This is a genomic window from Sphingobium chungbukense (assembly GCF_001005725.1).
Taxonomy (GTDB): domain Bacteria; phylum Pseudomonadota; class Alphaproteobacteria; order Sphingomonadales; family Sphingomonadaceae; genus Sphingobium; species Sphingobium chungbukense.
In genome coordinates, this window is record NZ_LBIC01000019.1 from 80,585 (window position 1) to 103,060 (window position 22,476).

The window sequence follows — 22,476 nt, forward strand, 5'->3', positions numbered from 1 at the left end:
CCTGTTCAGGCGGCCTGCGAGCATATGGTCGCCCAGGCTTGCGGCCGGCCGAACAGATAGCCCTGCCCGACCAGGCAGCCGCGCGCCAGCAACATGTCGATCTGCCCGAGCTGCTCCACCCCTTCGGCCACGACCTCCATGCCCAGGCTGCCTCCCAGCTTGCCGATGGCATCGACGATGACCGCGTCGCCCGCATCCTGCTCGATATTGCTGATGAAGCTCTTGTCGATCTTCAGCACGTCGACCGGATATTGCTTCAAATGGCTGAGCGAGGCGTAGCCCGTCCCGAAATCGTCGAGCGCGATCCGCACGCCCGCCGCCGACAACCGGTGCAGCGCCTGTTCGACCTGGTCCGTGCCACGGCCAAGGAACACGGTTTCAGTGACCTCCACCTCGAAATGCCGCGGCGGAATGCCGCATCGCGCGAGATGAGCGAGTACATAGCCCGCGAAATCATGTTGCATGAAGTCCGCCGCCGAAGCGTTGATCGCGACTCGGCCCGGATCATGCCCCGCGCGCAGCCAGCGGCGGACGTCGCGCACGACGGCCGCCATCATCTTCTCGGTAAGCTGGACCGCGATGTCGGCATTGTCGAACGCCGCCGCGATGCTGTCCGGCGCATGGACGCCGGTGCGCGGATGTTCCCAGCGCAGCAGCGCCTCATAGCCCAATATGCGGCCGGTCCGCAGGTCCACCTTGGGCTGATAATAGGGCACGACCAGATCGTCGGCGATCGCCTGCCGCGCCATGTTGATCATCGAACTGCGCTGCTGCGCGTCCGCCCGCAATTGCGAATGGAACAGCGTCAGCCGTCCGCGACCCGCAGCCTTGGATGCATAAAGGGCAAGGTCGGCCGCCTTGAGCAGTTCGGTGGCTTGATCGCCATGTTCGCCGAAAACCGCACCGCCGATGCTGATGCTGCAATCGAGGGAACGCCCATTATGGACATAGGGCCCCCGCACCCCGCCGAGCAGCTCCGCACTCCACGCCGCCAGCGCATCGCTGTCGGCCAGGGACGGCGCGATCATGCCGAATTCGTCGCCGCCCAGCCGCCCGACCGTGGCATCGGCGGGCGCGCAGGCGGCAAAGCGCCGGGCGAAGCCGCACAGCAGCGCATCGCCAGCATCATGACCCAGCATGTCGTTGGTGCGCTTGAGGTCGTCAATGTCGACCAACAGCAGGCCGAAGCGTTCGCCCGACTGGCGCGCATGCTCGGTCATTTCCTCCAGCGTCGCCTGCCACAATGCGCGATTGGGCATGCTCGTCATCGGATCATGGGTCGCGGCCCAGCGAATGCGCTCCTCGCTGTTTCGTTCCTCCGTCACGTCCTGGAAGGTGACGATGACCCGCAGCGGGCGGCCGGATTCGGAAAAGCTGCTCCAGCCGATGCTCTTGATCCAGCGCAGGGCGCCGGTGTCGGCCCGGTAGACGCGCAGCGTCGCCTCGAAATGCGGTGGCAACTGGTCGGCGGCCACCGCCTCCAGCATCTGCGCCAGCTGGTGCCGATCCTCCGGATGGACCAGCCGCAAGGCGAGTTCGCTGGTTGCCGGTTCCGTGTCGGACAGACCCAGCATGGCGCGGAACTCGCGCGACCAAGTCCGGGTGCCGGCGACGCCGTCGAAATCCCATATGCCCAACCGCGCCGACTGGATGGCGAGGCGGAAACGCTCCTCGCTTTCGGCCAGTTCGCGTTGGACCAGCTTCTGCGCGTGAACATCCTCCAGCGTGCCGTACCACCGCACGATCCGGCCTTCTTCGTCCCGCCGCGCCGACGCGCGCGCGCGCATCCAGCGGTAGCTGCCGTCCGACAGGCGCAACCGGTAATCGACATCGATCGGATCGCCGGTGCGCAGCCTTTCCGCCCAGAGGTCGAGCGTGCGCCCGGCATCCTCGGGATGCAGCGAAGCGATCCATCCCGTCCCCCGCGCCGAACCGGGCGAGCTTCCGGTCAGGTCCCGCCAGCGCGGACCGACCTCCTCGATCGCGCCGTCGGGGGCCGCCGTCCAGGGCACTTGCGGACTGAGCTGGACCGACCAGCGATAATGCTGCCGGCTTTCCGCCAGCGCGTCGGCCAGGGCCCGGCGATCGTGATCGTGGCGATCGTCAATATCCTCGATCGTGCCATACCAGAGCGGCGCCTCGCCCGGCTCCGTCACCAGCGCCATGCGGACGATGCCCCACCGTCCCTCCCCCGAGGGACAGCGCATCCGGACCTGGACGGGATGCGGCCGCTCCGATCCTCTCGCCGCATCGGCCAAGGCGCGCCAATCCGGAGGCTCCAGCAAGGCGCGCCAGCCATGGCCCATCATGTCGGCGGAGAAATGCCGCGCGAACAGGTCCGAACAGATTTCCCGGGAAAGCACGCGACCGCGATCATCCGCGATCCAGCGAATCAGCGGCGGCGAGACAGCGTGAAAGAGAGGTGAGAACAACAGTTCGTTACGATAATGGAAAATGTCCCAGTCCAACCGATCATGGACGGGTTCTGCGTCAAATTCTCCAAATCGGCGATCAGCAAAACGGTCCATGGGCCGGCCCTGATCCTTCACTGTTTCCGCAGTTCATCAGCATGCAGTAGCGGAAAAAGTTAAATAAGCTTTCCCATGCAAGTGACGGAAATATATCCGTAATGAACAGATATGCCGCGACGGCGGCTGGGAGCCGGTTGGACACACGACATTCGACATAGTGCGGCACAAGCCTCGGAAATGCGTCATTCCGCGCATTTCCAGACAGCCTCTAGGGGCGATATGCCTTATTTGCGGAAAATCGCCGCCAGTTCGCGCGGCAGGGCAGGCTCATCGCGGCTTTCCGCTTCTCGAACGGCCTGCACCTGTTCCTGCGGATCGAAACGGGTCCAGCCGTTGCGGCTCAGCCGTTCGAGCGGGCGATAGCGGATCTTATATTCCATACGCTGCGACCCTTCGACCCAATAGCCGAGATAGACATAGGGCAGACCGGCCTTTGCCGCGCGCAGGATATGGTCCATGATGATGAAGTTGCCCAGGCCCTTGCGATGCTCCAATTCGGTATCGAAGAAGCTGTAGATCATCGACAGTCCGTCGCCCTGCCGGTCGGTCAGGCAGGCACCGATCAGCTTGCCGGGGCGGCCGTCCTCACCGGGTTCACGATATTCGACGACATGGCTTTCGACCGGGGTCTGTTCGACCATGTCGGCAAAGTCCATCTCGTCCATCTCGGTCATGCCGCCGCCCGGATGGCGCGCGCGCAGATAGCGCTGGAGCAGGGCGAACTGCTCCTCGGTCGACCATGGCTTGCAGGCGGTGATGACGAGGTCTTCATTCTTGCGCAGCAATTTGCGCTGGGTCGCATTGGGTTCGAATTCGCCCGCGACGACGCGCACCGACACGCAGGCGGAACAATCCGCGCAACTGGGGCGATAGGCGACATTCTGGCTGCGGCGGAAACCGATGCGGCCAAGCGCGTCGTTCAGCTCCGCCGCATTGTCGCCGCTGAGCTCCGTGAACACCTTCCGCTCGCTTTTGCCCGGCAGATAGGGGCATGGGCTGGGATTGGTCACGAAGAAGCGCGGAAAGCGGAAAGGCGCACTCACAACCGCATCTCCCCCACAGCGCTGCCCGACCCCTGATTCATGAGACGACTATGCCGTCCGCAGGCCGCTGTGCAAAGTTTATTTACCACGAAAAGTGGTTAAGGGGCAGAGGCCGCGTCGATCAGGCCACTTCGATCGGCGCAACCTCGTAACCGACCTCGCGAAGCGCCGCGATCAGGCGCTCCAGATGGGCGCCGTCGCGCGTCTCGCACTCGACATCGAGGCTGAGGCCCTTGGCCGGCAGATTGGTGAAAATCCGCTGGTGCGACAGTTCGAGGATGTTGACGGCTTCCTGGTCGAAGATGCGCGCCACATGGAACAGCGCGCCCGGCCGGTCCTGAAGGATGATGCGCAGCCGCGCCAATCGGCCCGAACGCGCCAGATCGCGCAGCAGCACGTTCGCCAGCAGGCGCGTGTCGATATTGCCGCCCGTCAGGATCAGGCCGACATTGCGCCCGGCAAATTCTTGTCCATGCGTCAGCAGCGCGGCGAGGCCCGCGGCGCCCGCGCCCTCCACCACCGTCTTCTCGATCTGGAGCAACAGGCTCACCGCTTCCTCCAGATGGCGTTCGCTGACCAGCAGCACATCGTCGGCCAGCCGCTCGACGAAACGGCGGGTGAGTTCACCCGGCTGCTTGACGGCAATGCCCTCCGCCAGCGTGTCGCCGTCGCAGGGCAGGTTCGCGCCCTTGATATAATCGTACATCGACGGATAGAGCTCCGCCTGCACGCCATATATCCTGATATCGGGCTTCATCGCCTTGGCCGCCGTCGCCACGCCCGAAAACAGGCCACCGCCGCCGATCGGGACGATCAGCGTGTCGATTTCCGGCGCGTCCTCCAGCATTTCGAGCGCGACCGTGCCCTGCCCAGCCATGATGTCCGGCTCGTCAAAGGGATGGACGAAGGTCAGGCCCTGCTCCACCTCCAGCTTGCGGGCATGGGCATAGGCGTCGTCGAACTTCTCGCCATATTGGACGACCGTGGCGCCGTGGCCCTGCGTCTGCGTCACCTTCACCGTCGGCGTGGTGGTGGGCATGACGATGGTGACGGGCACGCCCAGACGCTTGCCATGATAGGCAAGACCCTGCGCATGATTGCCGGCCGAGGCGGCGATGATGCCCTTCTTCTTCGCCTTCTCGTCCAGTTGCAGCAGGCGGTTGAGCGCGCCGCGTTCCTTATAGGCGGCCGTGAACTGGAGATTCTCGAACTTCAGGAACACCTTGCAGCCGAACATGTTGGACAGCGTCTGGCTGACCAGCGTCGGCGTATGCACGACGGAGCCCGAAATTCGCACCCGCGCCGCCAATATGTCGTCGACGGAAATGGGCAGCGGCATGGCGCTTTCGATCTTGCTCAACGTGTTCATGGGCGGCGCCCTACCTTAAAATTGCGGCGGAAGGAACTGGCACTGACGGAAAACTGTGCCTATGGCATTGACGCGCGCATCCAACTGATCGAGGCATATGGCTAAAATCGCGTTTATCGGCCTGGGCGTCATGGGCGGCCCGATTGCGGGGCATCTGGCCAAGGCCGGGCACCAGCTTACCGTCTACAACCGCTCCATGGGCAAGGCGAAGCGCTGGGCGGAAACCTATGGCGGCGCGGTCGCCGTCAACCCGGCCAAGGCGGCCGAGGATGCGGAAATCGTCATAAGCTGCGTCGGCACCGACGATGACCTCAGCCAGATCACGCTGGGCCGCGACGGCGCCTTTCGATCGATGAAGCCGGGCGGGCTGTTCATCGACCATACCACGGTGTCGGCGCGGATCGCGCGGCAATTGTTCGTCGAAGGCGAAAGCCGGGGGCTGCATTGCGTCGACGCGCCGGTGACGGGCGGACAGGCGGGTGCGGAAAAGGGTCGGCTGGCCGTCATGTGCGGGGGCAGCGAACCGGCGGTGGCGGCAGCCAGCATCGTGATGCAGGCCTATGCCCCGCGCATCGTCCATGTCGGGCGCGCGGGCGCGGGCCAAACCGCCAAGATGGTGAACCAGATCTGCATCGGCGGAATCGTGCAGGGCCTTGCCGAGGCGTTGCGGTTCGCGCAGGCGGCGGAACTGGACCTGGACAAGACCTTCGACGCGATTTCGGGCGGGGCGGCGCAAAGCTGGCAGATGGACAATTATTGGAAGACGATGGCGGCGGACAGTTTCGATTTCGGTTTCGCGGTGGACTGGATGCGCAAGGATCTGGGGCTGGCGCTGGAGGAAGCGCGGGCCAATGGCGCGACGCTGCCGGTGACGGCGCTGATCGATCAATTCTACGCCGATGTGCAGGCGATGGGCGGCCATCGGCAGGATACCAGCGCCCTCGTGCGGCGGATCACGCGGGCATGAGGGCCGCGCTGCTGGCGGCGGTTGCCGCGCTTGCCCTGCCCGGCGTGGCGCTGGCTTCGGGGGTGATCGACAATGTGAACGGCATCGCGCTGGACGCCGATGGGCGGCTGGTGCGGTTCAGGGCGCTGACCATCGACGATGAGGGCAAGGTCGAGAAGCTGCTGCCCGATCGCTATCAGGAACCGGAATATGTGCGCCCCAAAAAGCGCCGGAAGAACGAGCCGGAGCCGGTTCAAGCCAAGCGCCTTGACTTCAAGCTGGACGCGGGCGGCAAGACGCTGATCCCCGGCCTGATCGATGCGCATGGTCATGTCATGGGATATGGGCTGTCGCTGATCACGCTGGACCTGTCGGACACGAAATCGCTGGCGGAGGCGCAGGCGAAGATCAGGGCCTATGCCGCCGCCAGTCCGGGGCGGAAATGGATCATCGGGTCGGGCTGGAACCAGGAGATATGGGGTCTTGGCCGCTTCCCCACCGCCGCAGAACTGGATGCGGCGGTGAGCGACATTCCGGTCTGGCTGGAACGGGTGGACGGCCATGCGGGCTGGGCCAATACGCTGGCCATCAAGGCCGCGGCCATCGGCGCCGCGACCAGGGCCCCTGCCGGCGGCCGCATCGAAATGGCGGGGGCAAGCCTGCGGGGGTATTCGTCGACAAGGCGATGGAGCTGGTGACGCGGGCCGTGCCGCCGCCCGCGCCCAAGGATCGCGACATCGCGTTGGAAAAGGCGCAGCAGGCCTTGTTGCGGCAGGGCATCACCGGCATTGCCGACATGGGCACCAGCATCGAGGACTGGCAGGCCTTCCGCCGCTCCGCCGATCGCGGCGCGTTGCGGGTGCGGATCATGTCCTACGCCTATGGCCTGGACAATATGGTGCTGATCGCCGGGCCGGAGCCGACGCCCTGGCTTTATGACGACCATCTGCGCATGGGCGGAATCAAGCTGATCCTCGACGGCGCGCTGGGATCGCGCGGGGCTTGGTTGAAGGCGGACTATGCCGACGCGCCGGGGCAGCGCGGGCTGCCGATCATCCCTTCGACGCAGCTTCGCAACATCATGAGCCGGGCGGCGATGGACAATTTCCAGATCGCGGTTCACGCCATCGGCGACGCGGCCAACAGCGAAATACTGGATGCCGTTCAGGAACTGAGCGAAACCTACAAGGGCGACCGGCGCTGGCGCATCGAACATGCGCAGATCGTCGATCCGGCCGAACTGCCGCGCTTTGGCCAATGGGGCATCGTCGCCTCGATGCAGCCGGTGCATCAGACATCGGACTGGCGCATGGCGACGGCGCGGCTGGGCGACGCCCGGCTGAAGGGTGCCTATGCGTGGAAGGCGATGCTGGACAATCGCGTGCCCCTGGCCTTCGGGTCCGACGTGCCGGTGGAAAGCCCCAATCCCTTCCCCGGCATCGCCGCCGCGATGAGCCGCGAGGATGCTTCGGGTCAGCCCGCGGGCGGGTGGATGCCGGAGCAGCGGGTGAGCTTCCAGGCGGCATTGGACGGCTTTACGCGGCAGGCGGCCTATGCGGGCTTTGCGGAAAAGCGGTTCGGCAGCCTGGTCCCCGGCCAGCGGGCGGATTTCCTGCTGATCGACCGGGATATTTCCTCGGCCAGCGCGAACGATATTCGCGCGACGCAGGTGCTGGAGACGTGGATCGGCGGCAAACGGGTCTATGTGAAGGGGCAGTAAGGCGCCCCTTACAATACATCCCCCGCCGCGTTGAAGGCCTCTTCCTCCGTCTCGGGCAGCGGCGGCTGGACCGGCTTGTCGCAGTCCTCTTCCTTCATATGCGCGCGCAGGGCGTCCATCCGCCCCAGGTTCCAGCGCGCCAAAGGCACGCCCAAGGGGCGGAACTCCGCCCGGTCGAACAGTTCGACCACATAATTTTTGCAGAGATTGTCGACCTGATCGAGCGTCAGCATGCCCAGGTTCATCACCATCGGCTTGCCCGGCACGCCATTGCGACCGCGCACCAGATCGGTGACGTACAGCCCGCCGCGCGGGTCGACCAGCACGACATCGGCCTTCGACGCGTCGATCATCCGGTGGCTCGCCGCATAGGGCGCGACGAAGCTGTGCGTGCGCCAAACGAGATAGGCGCTGCTGAGCAGCGTGACCGCCACCCCCAGAAAGACCGGCCGCATCGCGCCCCTGCGGAAATGCGCCCAGCCCAGCCCCGCGAGCAGGCAGAACGGCCCGATGAAGCCATGGGCATAACGATAGCCCCAGCCATAGCCCTGCGCCAAAGCCAGCGCGCTCCCCGCAAAGCAGCCCAGCGCCAGCGGCAACGCTATCTCCTGCCCCCGGATCGCCTGACGCCAGCGCATCGCGAACACGCCCAGCGTCGCCAGCGGCACCATCAATATATTGTTCCAGGCGGCAAAGCGGCTCAGGTTGACCAGCGGCTGCCAGCGATCGCCCAGCCGTTCGAACAGGCTGCCCACCTTGTCCGCCACCCCGGCCGAGGGCCGCACGTCAGTTGGCTGGCCGAGCACATGCGTCAGGAAGGCAGGCCACAGCTTGGCCCAGACGATGACGATCGCCGCCAGCACCAATATGTGGAAGATCGCGACCTTCCACCGCCGCCCCAACAGCATCCAGAGGATGAAGGGCGCGATGAAGATCGGCGGGAAATGCCATTGGTGCAGCCCTGCCGCCGCCAGCGCGACGACGCCTGCGCTCAGATGCCCGACCAGCCCGCCGCGCAGCACCAGCGCCAGCCAGACCATGTTGAGCGCGAAATGGCCGGTCATGGCATAGGGCGTCATCGCCGTGACCCAGAGCTGCGCGGAGGAGAGGGCCAGCAGCATCGTCACCCATACCGCGTCGGGCCGGTCGGGGAAGAGATGCAGTGCCACGCGCCATAGCGCGAACAGCCCGGCCATCAGCAGCGCGGGACCCGCCAGGTTGGGATCGCCCAATTGCCAGAACAGCGCCTGGATCGCGCTGTTCACCGGCAGATAGGCCGCCGTCCAATAATCCGCCGCGCCGAAGGGCGAGAAGAATTCGGGCATGATCGCCCGGCGATAGGCTTCCCATTCCATCGGGATCGGCCGCGCCAGGAAACCTTCCCGCATATAGGCGGCGGCGAAGCGCGCCACCTCCTCATCGCGGGAGATGGAATAATCCTGGAACAGCCAATAATGGCCCGCCCAGGCGACAAGGCCGAACAGCAGGACCAGCGGCACCATCACCCGCGCCCTGGGCAAGGGTAGACGCCAGCCCAGCCCTTCGGCAAAGGGCGCGGCCAGCGTCAGCAGCAGCAGCGCGCCGAGCAGCGCGGGAAAATCCTGATCGAGGAACAGGATGACGGCCAGGCTGATGCCCTGCCGATAGGTCACATGCCACAGGAAGGTCGCGCCCAGCCAGAGCGTCAGGCCGATCGCGCCCGCCAGGAACAGGCGGGTGGCGCTGACCGAGGACGGGGCGGCCTGCATCAGCGGTCCTGTGGCAGCAGTGCCTGATTGACGAAAATGCCGTCCATCTCGACCAGCAGCGGGAAATGCCCCTTGTTGTTGGCGAAGAAAGCCGAAGGGACGAACGCGCGATCGGCCAGCCAGTCGATCATCGCGCGATAGCCGGTGCCGCCCTCATAGATGGGACGGACGCCGAGTTCGGTCTGGACGCCCGTCATGTGGCCCAATGCGCCCCCCGCGCCCTCGCAGACGGAAAGGTCATGGCCCTGTGTGTCCATCTTGAGGAACGGCCGGGCAAAGCCATAAGCGCGCTGGAGGTCGGGCAGCATGGTTTCCAGACGGGCGCACTGCATGTCGACCGTGCGCGTCACCCTGTTGCGGTCGGCGAAGATCGCGTCCTGTTCCCCCGACGGTGTCTTCAGGGAACTGAACTGGTCGGCGGCCATGATGTTGAAGCTGGCGGTGCCGTCGAAATCGGACAGCGCCATGTTGAACACATGCCATTGGCGGTCGGAGGCGGCCTTCCGCTCCAGTTCCGCGAAAATATCGGGATTGGGTTCGAAGGACAGGATCGTGCCTTTGAAGCCCGCATCCTTGCGCAGCATCGTCGCATATTGGCCGCGATTGGCGCCGACGTCGAACACGCAGTCGACGGCGAAGGCGCTCAGGAACCGGCGCAGCGCCTGGATTTCGGGATATTGATGGACACGGCCCGCCAGAGCGAGGCGCGCCGCCAGCGCCCGGTCGCGCAGTTCACGGACATGGCGGCTCATTGTCTGATCACGCTCCGGTAGATCGCGATGGTGGCCAGCGCCATGTCCTTCCAATTACCCATTGAATCTCCATAGGAGCGCGCGTGCGCTCCCAAAGCCTGCCTGATGGCCGCGCTTTCTACGAGGGGCAAGAGGGCTTGCGCAAGCGCCGGTGCATTTCCCGCCGTTGTCCTGGCGGCTACCTCGTCCGGCAGGCCCGCGAACATGCCCGCGTCGGACGTCACCATCGCCTTGCCATGGTGGAGCGCCGAGAGGAATGCGCCGCTCGAATCGATGTGGCGATAGGGGAAGGCCAATATATCCGCCTTCGCCATATGCGCGTCGAGCCGCTGTTCGGTGAGGAAGCCGAGATCGGTGATCAGCCGATCCCCGAAGCCCGCGGCGCGCACGCTTTCGAGGATCGGTGCTATGTCCATGAAGGGCTTGCCCGCCAGCACCAGTTCGAAGTGGTGCCCTGCGCGCCAGAGCGACAGGCAGGCCTCCACCAGCAGGTCGACGCCCTTATAGGGGCGGATCGTGCCGAAGAAGAGCAGGCGCGGGATGGCGGCATCGGGCACCTGCGCCAGATCGTCCGGCCCGGCGGGCGCGAGGCGCATCGGCGGATGCGGCGTCACATGGATGCGCGCGGGATCGACGCCCTGGCTCTCCAGCGCGGCGCGGGTGGTTTCGCCATGGACGATCAGCGCGTCGAACAGGTCGAGCAGGTCGCGATAGCCCCTGCCCTGCACCCCGGCATCGGCATGATAGGCATCGGCATTGTGAACCGTGTGGACCAGCGCCGTCCGGCCCTTCAATCGCCGCAGCATGATCCGGTCGGCGGGCGCGAGGGGGAGCCATTGCATATGGGCGACGTCCGCATCGGCAAGCGTGCCGAGGTCGCCCAGGGTGCAACTCAGCCCATATTCGGCCGCCTTGAGCAGACGGAAGGCCCGCCCCTCCCCGATCCGGTCGCGCAGCGCCTCGCTGCGGCGGAAGAAGCGCGCATCGTAGCGATAGCCGTGCGGCACGATCGCGTCGGTCGGCCGCATCGGACGGCCGAGCAGCGTCACCGCCATGCCCTCCGCCGCCATCGCCACGCAAAGGCTGTCGTCATAGCGCCCGGTGAAGAGCGAGGGATCGCACATCGCGACTTTCATGCGCGCCGGCCCACCAGGCGGCGCAGCGAAAGGCCATGGATGATCGCCGCCACGAACAATGTCAGTGTGTAGAGGATGAGGAACAGCAGATCGAACCGATCCGGCGCGAAGATGTGGGCCAGCGGCACGCTGAGCAGGGAACCGGCCAGAAAGGGCAGAGAGCGCCCAAGGAGCAGCGTGAAGCGGCCCAGCGCGCCCTGTACATAGACCGACACGCAGATCACCGCGAGCGCCAGTAATGCGCCGTCGATCAGCAGCAGGTCGATGCGGTCGATGGCCGCGCGCCCGTCGAACAGCTTGTCGAACAGCCATTCGCCCAGCAGCAGCAAGGCCGCCGAAGCGCCCAGCGCAAAGACCAGCGCGACGCCCAGCGCCCGTGCCATCAACTGGCGCAGCCGCGCCCTGTCGCCAGCATGGAAGGCCCGCGTGATGCGGGGCAATGCCGCCTCCACCATCGCCCGCACCAGCATCGAGAGCGACCGCGACATCTTGAAGAAGAAATCGAAGATCAGCATCGGCCGCGCATCATGGGTGGCCGCCGCGATGGTGAAATAAGGTGCGTTATAGGCCAGTATTTCCGAGATGGTGAAGGCCGCCGAAGCGCCGATATCGCGCAGATAATGCGCCCGGACATGGCCTCCCCCGACACGGAAGGACAGCCAGTGGTGCATCTTCATGTCCAGGCGCCGATGCACCAGCGCGATGGCATAGCCGATCACGGCGATGCTCACGCAAAGCTGCAAGGCGACGGACAGGCGCGGGTCCAGCCCTTGCAGGATGAACAGCAGCAGCGCGATCGTCATCACCCGGCGCAGGCAATCGAGCGCTTCCCACAGGAAATTGCCGTCCACCGCCGCCAGCGCCCTTTTCGCCAGCAACGCGGGCAGGTTGAGGCAGGCGGAAAGGAAGAAGAGCAGGAACAGCAGCGGCATCCCGCTATGCAGCCCGCCCAGCGCCAGCGCGGCCAGCAATATGGCGAAACCGCCGACGATCAGCAGGCCGAGGAACAGGAACAGCACGCCCATTTCCTCCAGCCGGAAACCGCCTGCCTCATCCTTGCCCATGCCCAACCAGTGCCGCCGCAACCGCGCATAGATGATGCTGGTCAGGCCGAATTCAGCGGAAATGGTGAAATTGCCGAAGGCGACGAGCAGCAGGAAGGACTGGAATTCGCGCAACGGCAAGGCGCGCACGAAGACATAGGTGACGGCAAAGCCCCAGATCAGCGTCAACCCGACATTGGCGAGCTTGATCAGGGCAAGGATGCGGGCCGAAGCCTCCATCCGGGCGATCGCCCTGCCGAGCGGTTCGCTCACCGGGATCAGGCTCGCACCGGCTTGCGCGCGCGGAACAGGCGGTCGTCCAGCGCATAATAATGCCGTGTATCGGCATCGATGCCGCTGGCGTCGATCTCTTCCAGGTCGAAGCCCGCCGCGCGGATGCGGTCGGCGAAATCGGGACCATATTGGCGCACATGGTCCCATTGGCCGAAACGCCGTTCGCGTTCGCGGGGCGGTATGTCGAAACTGCCGTCCTCGGTCGGCTTGTCCCACAGCGGCACGATCAGCCAGGCCTCGCCGCCGGGCTTTAGGGCGCGGTGAATGTTGCGCAACACGGCATGATCGTCCGGCACATGCTCCATCACATGGCTGGCGTAGAACAGGTCGTAGCGCTCGCTGTCGTCAAGCGCCATCAGGTCGACGCGCCGCATGTTGGGCACAGGGTAGCGGCCGGGATCGAGATCGGCGGGGATATAGTCGGCAGCGGCGGAAAAGCGGCGGACCAGGCTGGCTTCATTAGGCGCCATGTGCAGCACCGCGCCCTGTTGCGGCACGGTCAGCACATCGCCCGCGATCAGATGGTTCATCAGCCGCTCGCGCGGGGAAGCCCCGCAGTTCGGACAACCCCATTCGCCATTGTCGCCATAGCGGAAGAACCCCACCACCGTCTGACCGCAAGCCGGGCAGCCGCGATTGGCGCGCGCGCCCAGCGCCTTGCGCACGGCCAGCATGGTCCGGGTCAGATGCTTGCCGGCGGCCTTCGCCACCCGCTGGAAAGTAATCACGCCTTGGCTCCGCTATTGGGTGGGATGCCTATACAATATGCCGCCGCTTTGGCGAGAGGGATCAGCGCGACTTGGCCGGATTCCAGATGGTGACGGTGCGGCCGGTCATGGCCTTGAACACGCCCTGGAGGGTCGCGAAATAGGCGATCACGATATCCACCACCGCCGCGAACGGCCCGCCCCTTGACCGCAGGCCGCGCCAGAGGATGAACACGCCGGTCAGCCCGCCGATCATGTAGAGCGTGGGCGAAATCCGCATCGCCAGCGTGCCTGCCGCGACGATGCCGGTCAGGATGAAGAGACCGCCGAACCAGCGCACGATCTTGCGCGAGGCATATTTGAAGCGATCGAGCGCCCCCATGCGTCGCAACTGGGGCCGCAAATGGCTGTGCGTGTGCCATGCGCGGGCGGCGATGCGGACCTTGCGGCGATATTCGTCGCCCCGCGCCGCCACCAGCCGCTCGCGGGCGATCACGTCCCTGGCCTTCACCAAGCGTTTGCCCGCGAACACCACCGCCATGGAAACGGTCAGATCGTCGAGCACGCTGTCGGGAAATTCGGGATAGAGCGCCCGCCGGATCGAGAAGATCGATCCATCAGCCCCCAGCACATTGCCGGTGCGCGATTCCTCGTCCTTCAGCCTTTCCTCGATCCGCCAGTAGAGCGAGCCGACCGAGGCCGTCGCGCTTTCCCCGTCACCGATATAATGGAGTGACCCCAGCACCCCGCCAATGTCCGGATCGGCATAGCGGGCGAGCAGATTGTCGATGGCGTCGGCATCCAGAATCACATTGGCGTCGGTGAAGATCAGCACATCACCCCGCGCCTTGGCCGCCAGCAATTTCATGCCATGCGCCTTGCCGCTGCGCCCCGGTCCGCGCAGCAGCGTCACGGACAAGCCCTGCGCCGCGATCAACGCCGCGGTCTCGTCCGACGAGCCATCGTCGAAGGCGAGGATTTCCAGGCTCGGGTAACGCGCCTTCAGCATCGCCAGATTGGCGAGCTTTTCCGGCATCGCAGCCGCCTCATTATAGGCGCAGAACAGCAGCGAGGCGGATGGCGCCGGCCCCGCCACAGGCTGTTCGGGCCGCGTCGGCAACATGCGCAGGATCAGCGGGTAGAAGAGGAACGGCCACGCTACCACCACCAGCGAGAGCAGCAGCACCAAAGCCGCGATCAGGTCGATCCCGTCCATCAATAAGCCTTATGATGAACCAGCACGCCGATGGTCGCGACGATGATGCGCAGGTCGCGCCAGATCGACCATTGGGTCACATATTCGAGGTCCGACTGGAGCCGGTCGATCAGGTCCTGATGATGATCGGTCGATCCCCGATGGCCACGCACCTGGGCGAGACCGGTCATCCCTGGCTTGATACAATGCCGTTCCCAGTAACGATCGTCGACCTCCCAATAGAGGCTGTCGCCCGCCTTGGCTGCGGCGGCATGGGGGCGCGGGCCGACGATGCTCATATCGCCGCGCAGCACGTTGAAGAGCTGCGGCAATTCATCGATGCTGGTCTTGCGCAGGAAGCGGCCCACCGCCGTCACCCGGTCATCGTCGCGTCCCGTCAGCTTGTCCGCCTTGTGGTCGCTGGCCTCCGCGCGCATCGAGCGGAATTTGTAGATGCTGAACGGCCGGGCGTCGCGGCCGATGCGCGGCTGGCGGAAGATGATCGGGCCGGGACTGGTGAGCTTCACCGCCAGCGCCGCCGCGATCAACACGGGCGACAGGGCGATGGTCGCCGCCGTCGCCACGACGATGTCGAAGAAGCGCTTGATGAGGCGATCGCGGAACTGGAAAGGCCCGCCCGCCACGATGATCGTGGGCTGGCCGTCAAACTCATCCACCCGCGCCGGGGCGAAGCGCAACAGTTCGGGCACGACAATTTCTCCCCGCGCGGAGAGGGATTTGAGCGCCACCGACCAGTCGCTCATCCGCTCCATCGGGCAGGCGACGATCACCCGCTCCGCCATGCCCACGGCGGCGGCCAGGCGCGCGGCCATGTCGGCATCGTGCCCCTTGGGCGAAAGCTGCGCGGCGGCGGCCTCGATCACATGCATATGCGGGCCGGTATCGATCGCCACGCCGTCCATGATGACGACCGTCAAATGCGGCACCTCGCCCAGCAGGCGCGCGCCGAGCCGCCCGATGGCCAGCCGCACCATCGCGACGCTGACCGCCGAAAGACCCAGACCGACGATGAAGGTCAGGCGCGACAACTGCTCCGCGATCTTGCCCAGATAGACGATCAGCAGCATCAGCATCGCCGCCTGCGCCAGCGCCAGCAGGCCGCGGAAGATGCCCCGCCGCAAATTCTCCAGCATGTGAATGCCGTAAGCGCCGCCCTGCACCCCCAGCAGCACATAGAGCGGAGCGATCATCGCGAACATGACAAGGCCGTGCGGCTTGCCCGGCTCCCCCGTGAACGCGCCCAGCACCAGCCAGTTCGCGAGCAGAAACGACAGGAACAGCCCCGCCATGTCCCCCAGCAGACACAGCAGGTACAACCGCACCCGCACGATTTCCTTGGAGACTGTCACTCTTGGACCCTGTTCACCTTAACGTGTCCGCTCCGTTGGCACCGCTCGCGATGCCTTTCAAGAGTTAGAGCGCGAAGAGCCGCGTCAAAGCCTTGTCGAGCATCAGCAATTGCCACAACAGCCGCCCATGGTCGGCAATGCCGGCCTTATGATCCGCCGCGATCCTGCCCAGCATGCGCGCATCGAACCATTCCGTCCGGGCCAGGGCCGATCCGCCCGCGATCGCCGTCGCCTCTCCGGCCAGCGGTCCCCGGAACCAGTCGCTGATCGGCGTCACGAAACCCATTTTCGGGCGATAGAGAATGTCCTGCGGCAGATAGGGCTCCATCGCCTTCTTCATGAGATATTTGCCGCTATTGCCGCGAATCCGCTGGGCGACGGGCAAGCGGGCGGCGAATTCGACCAGCCGGTGATCGAGCAAGGGCTCGCGCGCCTCCAGGCTGACGGCCATGCTCATTCGGTCGGTCTTGGTCAGGATATCGCCGGGCAGCCAGATGCGGATATCGGCATATTGCGCCCGGTCCAGCGGATCGCGCGCCGGGGCCTGCGCCATCGCCTTGATATAGCGATCCTCCGCCCGATAGGCGCCGAGCCGCGCCTTCATGTCCTGGCTGAACAGCCTTTGCCGCAAGGCATGGGGCGTCACCCCGACCGAGGCGGCATAGGCTTCCCCACCCTCCCCCGCCAGTTCGAGGAAGGTCGACTTGGCCCGCAGGAAGCGGGGCGCCCAATCGGCCTTGGGATAATAACGCCCGAGCGTCCCGAACACAGGCTGGCGCACCGAAGCCGGGATCAGGGAGCGCAGCCTTTCCCCCTGCATCTGGAAGCGATGGCGGCGATAACCGGCAAAGGCCTCGTCCGCGCCGTCGCCCGACAGCGCCACAGTCACCTGCTCGCGCGCCAGTTCGCACACCCTGTAGGTGGGCAAGGCCGAGGCATCGGCAAAAGGCTCGTCGAAATGCAGAGCGAGCGTGTCGATCAGCCCATAATCGTCGGGCGACACGATCCGCGTGCGGTGATCGGTGGCGAAGCGCCGCGCGATCCGGTCGGCATAGGCGGTTTCGTCCAGTTCCTTGACGTCGAAGCCAATGGTGCAGGTCCTGACCGCCTGTTTCGACGCCTCGGCCATCAGCGCGACCACGCTGCTGCTGTCCACCCCGCCCGACAGGAATGCGCCGAGCGGCACGTCCGCCACCATGCGGGATCGCACCGCCTGCCGCATCAGCGCGACCAGTTCCTCCTCCAGCGCTTCGGGCTTCGCCTTGCTGCGGTCGGCGAAGCTGACGTCCCAATAACGCTGCGGCTGGGCCATGGGCCGCCCCCGCACGAGACGCAGGGTCTCACCCGCGCCCAGCTTGCGCACGCCCGCCACCAGGCAGGCATCGTCGGGCACATAGCCGTAAGCTAGGTAATCCTCGACCGCCGACAGGTCCGGCGCGCGCCTCAAAAGGGGGTGGGCGAGCAGGCTCTTCAATTCCGACCCGAAGATCAGGCTGCCGTCCGACAGCAGCGCATAATGGAGCGGCTTCACCCCCAGCCGGTCGCGCACCAGCCAGAGCGCCTGCGCCCGCGCATCGAACAGGGCGAAGGCGAACATGCCGTCGAACTTCTCGACACAGGCCTCACCCCATTGGCGATAGCCGTGCAGGATGACTTCGGTGTCGCTATGCGTGCGGAAGACATGGCCCTTGGCCTCCAGCTCCGCGCGGACTTCCATGAAATTGTAGATCTCGCCATTGAAGACGACGGCCAGGCTGTCATCCTCGGTCAGCATGGGCTGCGCGCCGGTGGAGAGGTCGATGATCGACAGCCGCAGATGCCCCAGCCCTATCCCCGGTGCGGTCCAGATGCCGCTGTCGTCCGGCCCGCGCCACGGCATGGCGTCCAGCATCAGGCCGACCCGCGCCGGATCGACCGGCTTGGCCGTTTCAAGGTGGAAGATACCCGCAATTCCGCACATGCGAAGGGTCTTAGCGGCTTCTAAGGCTGCGGTCAGCCAAATCCTTCACATCGCCCAGATCGTGGAGAAAGGCGCTGATCGTGGCATCCGAAGAACGCCCGTCCCGCTCCTCCACCGATACCAATATGGCGGCGGCACGCTGATCGCCACCCAATAACCGCGCCCTCATCGTCTCCAGCTTGACCAGATGACCGCTGCCGGTCGGATGCGCCGTTCCAACGACATAGAAGCTCACCACATGGCGAATCACGGGGCCGGGGCCGGTGATCTGCTCGCCCCGCGCATCGGCGGGGGCCGGCGCGGGCTGCGACCAGGTCCAATCGCCGTCGGGATCGGCCGCCCCCTGCGCGAAGCCGACGAGTTCGCGGCCCTCATCCTGCCTGTCGAAGGTCGCGATGGCGAGGTCGACGACCTCACCCGTTGCGTTGCGGTAGCGGGCCATGCCCAGATAGTCGGCCCCGTCGAAACGCGGCCGCCATGGATGGAGCGGCGCGTCATCGCTGCGCATCCAGCCCTTCACATCCGGCATGACAGGAGCGCGGGGCAAAGGCTGCCCTGCCGCCGCGCTTGCCGCCAGCCACAGCGGGGCGGCCACGATGATCGCCAATGCGGCGCCAGCCACATGCGCCGTGGCGGAGCCGCCCCTCTGCCTCAACCGTTCCGGGTCGAACCAGGGATCGCCCGGCTTGCGGTCGAAAAAGGGCCAGGCCGTGGCCATCACCAGCGTCATGATGATGGCGAAGAAGACCCAGCCATAGACGACATGATCGAAGCCCGCCGCCGCGTCGATGGTCGTCACTTCCGCCACGAAGATGGTGGCGAAGGCCCGGACACCGTTGGCCAATATGGACAGGCAAAGCGCCCCCGCCATGAAGGCGACCCGCCGTGTCCAACGGGTGAAGCAGACGTTGCAGACCAGCAGGCCATAGGCGGTCATGGCGATCACGAACTTAGCGCCGGAGCAGGCCTCCGCCACCTCGAAATAGCCGTTGGGCGTGGTGATGAAGATGCCCTGCATCTGCGCGGGGATGCCCGTCAGGTGAAGCAGGATCATGCTGATATGCGCCGTCACCAGTTGCAGCGGCGCGACGATCTCTTCCCCGAAAGGTACCATGAAAAAGGCGTAGAAAAGCGGGAAGAGCAAGGCCCGCGCCACGGCCGGACCGAGCAGGGCGATCACCGATCCCTGCAACATCAGGATCAGCGCGCCGTGCCGGAACACCGCCACCCCCGCCGCCGCGCCCAGCATCCAGGCAAAGGCGCCCAACCCCAGCCAGAGCAGCCCCGGCGCCCAGGCGGCGGGCGTCATCTGGCGAAGGCCCGGCAAACGCTGCTGCACCAGCCATGCGACCAAGATCGGGATGAACAGGCAATGGCCGTAGGTGGATGCGTTCCACCAGATCGCCATCATGCCCAGCACATCGCGATGGAACAAGGCGAGGATGGTGAAGGCGATGATGCCGAGCGCGGTCAGATGGCCGTGCCAGCCCGCAAGCTCGACCTCCCGCTTGATCGAGAGGACGCGCCCGATCATGCGGCCCTCACTTCGGCGCCGGACGGCGACCCGAACAGCATGGCAGGCAAGCCGGCCAGCGTCGCAGACCAGCGATAGCGTTCTTCCATCCTCGCTCGCGCGGCTTGGCCCAAGCGCCCGGCGCGATCCCGGTCATCGAGCAAGGCGACGACCGCCTCCGCCTCCTGCGCTGGATCGGCGGCGATCAGCAGATGGTTCCCGTCGCGCGCATCGATCCCTTCGGCGGCCTGTGGAGAGGCGACCACGGGCCGCGCCATGGCCATCGCCTCCAGCACCTTGTTCTGAATGCCCCGCGCGATCCTCAGCGGCGCCACCACCACATCCGCCGCCGCCAGCCAGCCGCGCACGTCGGGCACGGCGCCGGTCACGATCACACCGGGCAGTTCCGCCAGCGCCCGGACCGGTTTCACGGGATGACGGCCCACAATGGCGAAGACCGCATCGGGACGTCGGGTCCGGATGACGGGCAGCGTCTCGCGGGCGAAACTCTCCACCGCCTCGACATTGGGGCGGTAATCCATCTGCCCGGTGAAAACGAGCAACGGTCCGTCCGGATGCTCCACTGGGGGGAAATCGGCCGCAGGATCGAAATAATCCAGCGCCACGCCATTATCGATGCCGACGATCCGATCCGGCCCGAGGCCGCTCGCCTGACGGAACAGGGCTGCCTCCGCCTCGCTCACAAAGGCGCAGAGATTCGCACGCTGCGCCACCTTCCGCTCGAAATCGAGCAGCACCCGCCCTTCGCGCCGGTTGATCCAGGCCATGGGTCCGGAACCCTGCGCGCCGTAAGCGGCATATTTGGCCGAATCGAAATCCACGAAATCCATGACGAAGCGGACACCCTCTGGCAGGACCGGCACGAAATGCGCCATTTGCGCGGAATAAGTGACGACCGCCGCGATGGGCCGCTCCGCCAGGGTTTGCGCGACCCAGCGATGCAGGTCCGGATGATCGAACAGCGACACCAGCAGCGGCTGCCCTGTGGCCAGCCCTTTCAGCCCGGCGATGACACGCGACCGGTCCCGCATTAGCACGCACTGGCTGGCGGTCAGCTTCGCCATGTCGGGCGCAAAGCCCATGTCCCGCGCATCGTCCGCGAAGCAGCCGACATGGACCGGCGCGATCTGCGCCATCCGTTCCAGCAGATGATAGGAGCGGATCTTGTCCCCCCGGTCCGGCGGAAAGGGAATGCGGTGGCAGAGGAAGAGTATCTCTCCGGTCACCCCAACCCCCGCGCGATGAACGGCCCGACCCAGTTCGCGACCGGCAAGGGCAGCTTCTTCCACAGCTCGATCCGTCGCTGATATTGCGGGCTGTTGGGGTTGATGTCCCGTCGCTCGCCGTTCATTGACCAGCTATGATAGGAAAGCGGGACGGGCACGAAGCCGAAGCTCTTCTTCCACGCCGCCTGGCCGCTGCCCGTCTTGGACCGTCCGAAATCGAAGACGCGCATGCCCCGCGCCCGGCCATGGCCCATCAGCCGGTAATACATGAGTTCGTTGGTCCGTAGCCGCCGCGCGTCCGCGATCCCGCCACCCCAGAAGGGCATGACCCGCCCCTGGTGATAGAGCGTCAGCACCGCCGAGACCGGCCTCTCGCCCTCCAGCACGAGCAATATATCGGCATCCTCGCCAAAGGCGGCCAGCACTTCGCGGAACAGCCGCGCCGGAAAGACGGGCGTGCCCAGATTGCGCACGCTTTCCGAATAGACGCGATAATGTGCCTTCAGGTGGCGCACCTCTCGCCCGATCTCGATACGGAGCGTGTCATTCGCCAAAGCCTTGCGCAATTCCGCCCGATGCTTGCGTGGCACGGCGAGCAATTCCGCCTCGTCATCAGCCGCGATCGGCCGCGCGAAGCCCAGATGGCTGCCCTCATGCAATGCCCAGCCCTCGCCCGGGGCCGGACCGCCGCGCAGTTCCACCGATACGATGCCGCGATCGCGCGCCAGCCCCAGGCAGGCGGCGGTCAGAGCCGACACCGCCGCCGGATCGTTTGCGAGAAGCCCGCCGTCGACGGCGAAGCCCGACGACACCAGCGCCTGTCCGAACAAGGCGCTTTTCACATGATGCAGCGGCAGCAGACCAACGATCTGCCCCGAAGGCGCAATGGCGGCCAGCATATTCGCCCGATTGCCCGTTCCGCGCTCGACGCCCGTCAACCAGGCGGGGCGATGAAAGGGCGTGCCTTGCCGATGCCCCAGCACGAAGGCATCCGCCGCCGTCCGCTGCGCCGGATCGGCGAGGTCGAGCGCGGTGACGAGCATCTCCCCCGCTTTCATGCCGCCCGCTCCGCTTCCTGCCTTGCCAGTGCATCTACCCGGTCCCAGGAAAAATCCCGCGTCAGGCGTCGCAACTTGGCCGCCATGACCGAGAGATTGGTGTAGTGGCGAAACCGCGACCGCAAGGGTGCGCCATCGACGCGCGGCTGATCGGGGTCGATCTCCCACGGGTGGAAATAGATGATCGCGGGCCGCCGGTCGCGCCGGTTGACCTGCCGGATCGCCCAGCGCGAAAAGCCGTAGGGCAGCAGGCGGAAAAAGCCGCCTCCCCCCGCGGCCAGCGTCCGTCCGGCGAGCCTTGCCGTCGTCACCGGCAATTCGACCAGCGGCGATCCCGCCACCGGCTTCCAGGCGAAGCGCGGGCTTTCCGGCCAGCCATAATGATCGTGCCGGATCGGCGCGACGCTGCTGGAATAGGCATAGCCCTCCTCCGCCAGCACCTCATGCGCCCAGGGCACGCGCCGGTCGATGGAGAAGCTCGGCGCGCGATAGCCGGTCACCGCCTGCCCGCTCGCATCCTCCAATATCGCCCGCGAGCGGCGCAGATCGGCGCGAAATTGCGCGCCGTCGAAAGTGAAGACCCGCGCATGGTCATAACCATGGCTCGCCACTTCATGGCCACCTGCGACGATGCGCCGCATCAGCGCCGGATAACGCTCCGCCACCCAGCCAAGCGTGAAGAAAGTGGCCTTGACCCCCGCCTCGTCGAACAGCGCCAGCACCGCATCGGTATTCTGTTCTACGCGGTGGCTCAGGCCCGGCCAATCCTCGCGCCGGATCGTACGCTCGAACGCGCCGACCTGGAACCAGTCCTCGACGTCAACGGACAGGGCGTTCAGCATGG

At 65.8% G+C, this 22,476-nt stretch carries 16 protein-coding genes and 1 pseudogene; 2 read left to right on the top strand and 15 right to left on the bottom strand.

Translation table 11 applies throughout. The features are described 5' to 3' along the window. Positions 1–5 precede the first annotated feature (5 nt). The 3 genes from YP76_RS24550 to YP76_RS24560 all read right to left on the bottom strand — a co-directional run bounded on the left by YP76_RS24550 (position 6) and on the right by YP76_RS24560 (position 4,943). Positions 6–2,528: a sensor domain-containing protein gene (locus YP76_RS24550; protein WP_046766019.1), complete on the bottom strand. Its 2,523-nt coding sequence runs from the start codon at positions 2,526–2,528 to the stop codon at positions 6–8. A gap of 227 nt (positions 2,529–2,755) precedes the next feature. Beyond that, positions 2,756–3,574 (bottom strand): arginyltransferase, encoded by an 819-nt coding sequence (locus YP76_RS24555; RefSeq protein ID WP_046766020.1) that lies wholly within the window; start codon positions 3,572–3,574, stop codon positions 2,756–2,758. Positions 3,575–3,695: 121 nt separating this feature from the next. Beyond that, positions 3,696–4,943 carry a threonine ammonia-lyase gene (locus YP76_RS24560; RefSeq protein ID WP_046766021.1) on the bottom strand — a complete coding sequence of 416 codons (1,248 nt, stop codon included), beginning with the start codon at positions 4,941–4,943 and terminating at the stop codon, positions 3,696–3,698. Between the two features lie 97 nt (positions 4,944–5,040). Between YP76_RS24560 and YP76_RS24565 the strand changes: the two genes are divergently transcribed. Further along, entirely contained in the window at positions 5,041–5,910 is an 870-nt protein-coding gene (locus tag YP76_RS24565; protein ID WP_046766022.1) for an NAD(P)-dependent oxidoreductase, read from the top strand. A 314-nt stretch (positions 5,911–6,224) separates the two neighbouring features. Then, positions 6,225–7,609, top strand: a pseudogene (locus tag YP76_RS24570) (amidohydrolase). An 8-nt stretch (positions 7,610–7,617) separates the two neighbouring features. Here the strand turns inward: YP76_RS24570 and YP76_RS24575 are convergent. The 12 genes from YP76_RS24575 to YP76_RS24630 form a co-directional block, all read right to left on the bottom strand. Beyond that, on the bottom strand, positions 7,618–9,357 hold the full coding sequence (locus YP76_RS24575) for a hypothetical protein (protein WP_046766023.1): 1,740 nt from the start codon (positions 9,355–9,357) through the stop codon (positions 7,618–7,620). Further along, a complete protein-coding gene (locus tag YP76_RS24580; RefSeq protein WP_046766024.1) occupies positions 9,357–10,109 on the bottom strand; it encodes an FkbM family methyltransferase in 753 nt (250 codons plus the stop codon). The genes YP76_RS24575 and YP76_RS24580 overlap by 1 nt, the downstream gene beginning before the upstream one ends. After that, positions 10,106–11,245 (bottom strand): glycosyltransferase family 4 protein, encoded by a 1,140-nt coding sequence (locus YP76_RS24585; RefSeq protein WP_046766025.1) that lies wholly within the window; start codon positions 11,243–11,245, stop codon positions 10,106–10,108. Before YP76_RS24585 ends, YP76_RS24580 begins: the two co-directional genes overlap by 4 nt. Further along, positions 11,242–12,528 carry a hypothetical protein gene (locus YP76_RS24590; RefSeq protein WP_046766064.1) on the bottom strand — a complete coding sequence of 429 codons (1,287 nt, stop codon included), beginning with the start codon at positions 12,526–12,528 and terminating at the stop codon, positions 11,242–11,244. Before YP76_RS24590 ends, YP76_RS24585 begins: the two co-directional genes overlap by 4 nt. 38 nt (positions 12,529–12,566) lie before the next feature. Next, on the bottom strand, positions 12,567–13,310 hold the full coding sequence (locus YP76_RS24595; RefSeq protein ID WP_046766026.1) for a methyltransferase domain-containing protein: 744 nt from the start codon (positions 13,308–13,310) through the stop codon (positions 12,567–12,569). Between the two features lie 61 nt (positions 13,311–13,371). After that, positions 13,372–14,505, bottom strand: coding sequence for a glycosyltransferase (locus tag YP76_RS24600; RefSeq protein WP_046766027.1), 1,134 nt, complete (start codon positions 14,503–14,505; stop codon positions 13,372–13,374). Further along, entirely contained in the window at positions 14,505–15,854 is a 1,350-nt protein-coding gene (locus YP76_RS24605) for a sugar transferase (RefSeq protein ID WP_046766028.1), read from the bottom strand. Before YP76_RS24605 ends, YP76_RS24600 begins: the two co-directional genes overlap by 1 nt. A 64-nt stretch (positions 15,855–15,918) precedes the next feature. Further along, positions 15,919–17,814, bottom strand: coding sequence for an XrtA/PEP-CTERM system amidotransferase (locus tag YP76_RS24610; RefSeq protein ID WP_046766029.1), 1,896 nt, complete (start codon positions 17,812–17,814; stop codon positions 15,919–15,921). A 10-nt stretch (positions 17,815–17,824) separates the two neighbouring features. Further along, positions 17,825–19,348, bottom strand: a complete 1,524-nt coding sequence (gene xrtA, locus YP76_RS24615) for an exosortase A (protein ID WP_046766030.1) — start codon at positions 19,346–19,348, stop codon at positions 17,825–17,827. Next, positions 19,345–20,574 carry a TIGR03087 family PEP-CTERM/XrtA system glycosyltransferase gene (locus YP76_RS24620; protein ID WP_046766065.1) on the bottom strand — a complete coding sequence of 410 codons (1,230 nt, stop codon included), beginning with the start codon at positions 20,572–20,574 and terminating at the stop codon, positions 19,345–19,347. The genes xrtA and YP76_RS24620 overlap by 4 nt, the downstream gene beginning before the upstream one ends. Further along, positions 20,571–21,632 carry a FemAB family XrtA/PEP-CTERM system-associated protein gene (locus tag YP76_RS24625; RefSeq protein ID WP_046766031.1) on the bottom strand — a complete coding sequence of 354 codons (1,062 nt, stop codon included), beginning with the start codon at positions 21,630–21,632 and terminating at the stop codon, positions 20,571–20,573. The genes YP76_RS24620 and YP76_RS24625 overlap by 4 nt, the downstream gene beginning before the upstream one ends. Further along, positions 21,629–22,474, bottom strand: coding sequence for an XrtA system polysaccharide deacetylase (locus YP76_RS24630; RefSeq protein WP_046766032.1), 846 nt, complete (start codon positions 22,472–22,474; stop codon positions 21,629–21,631). Before YP76_RS24630 ends, YP76_RS24625 begins: the two co-directional genes overlap by 4 nt. Positions 22,475–22,476: the final 2 nt, after the last annotated feature.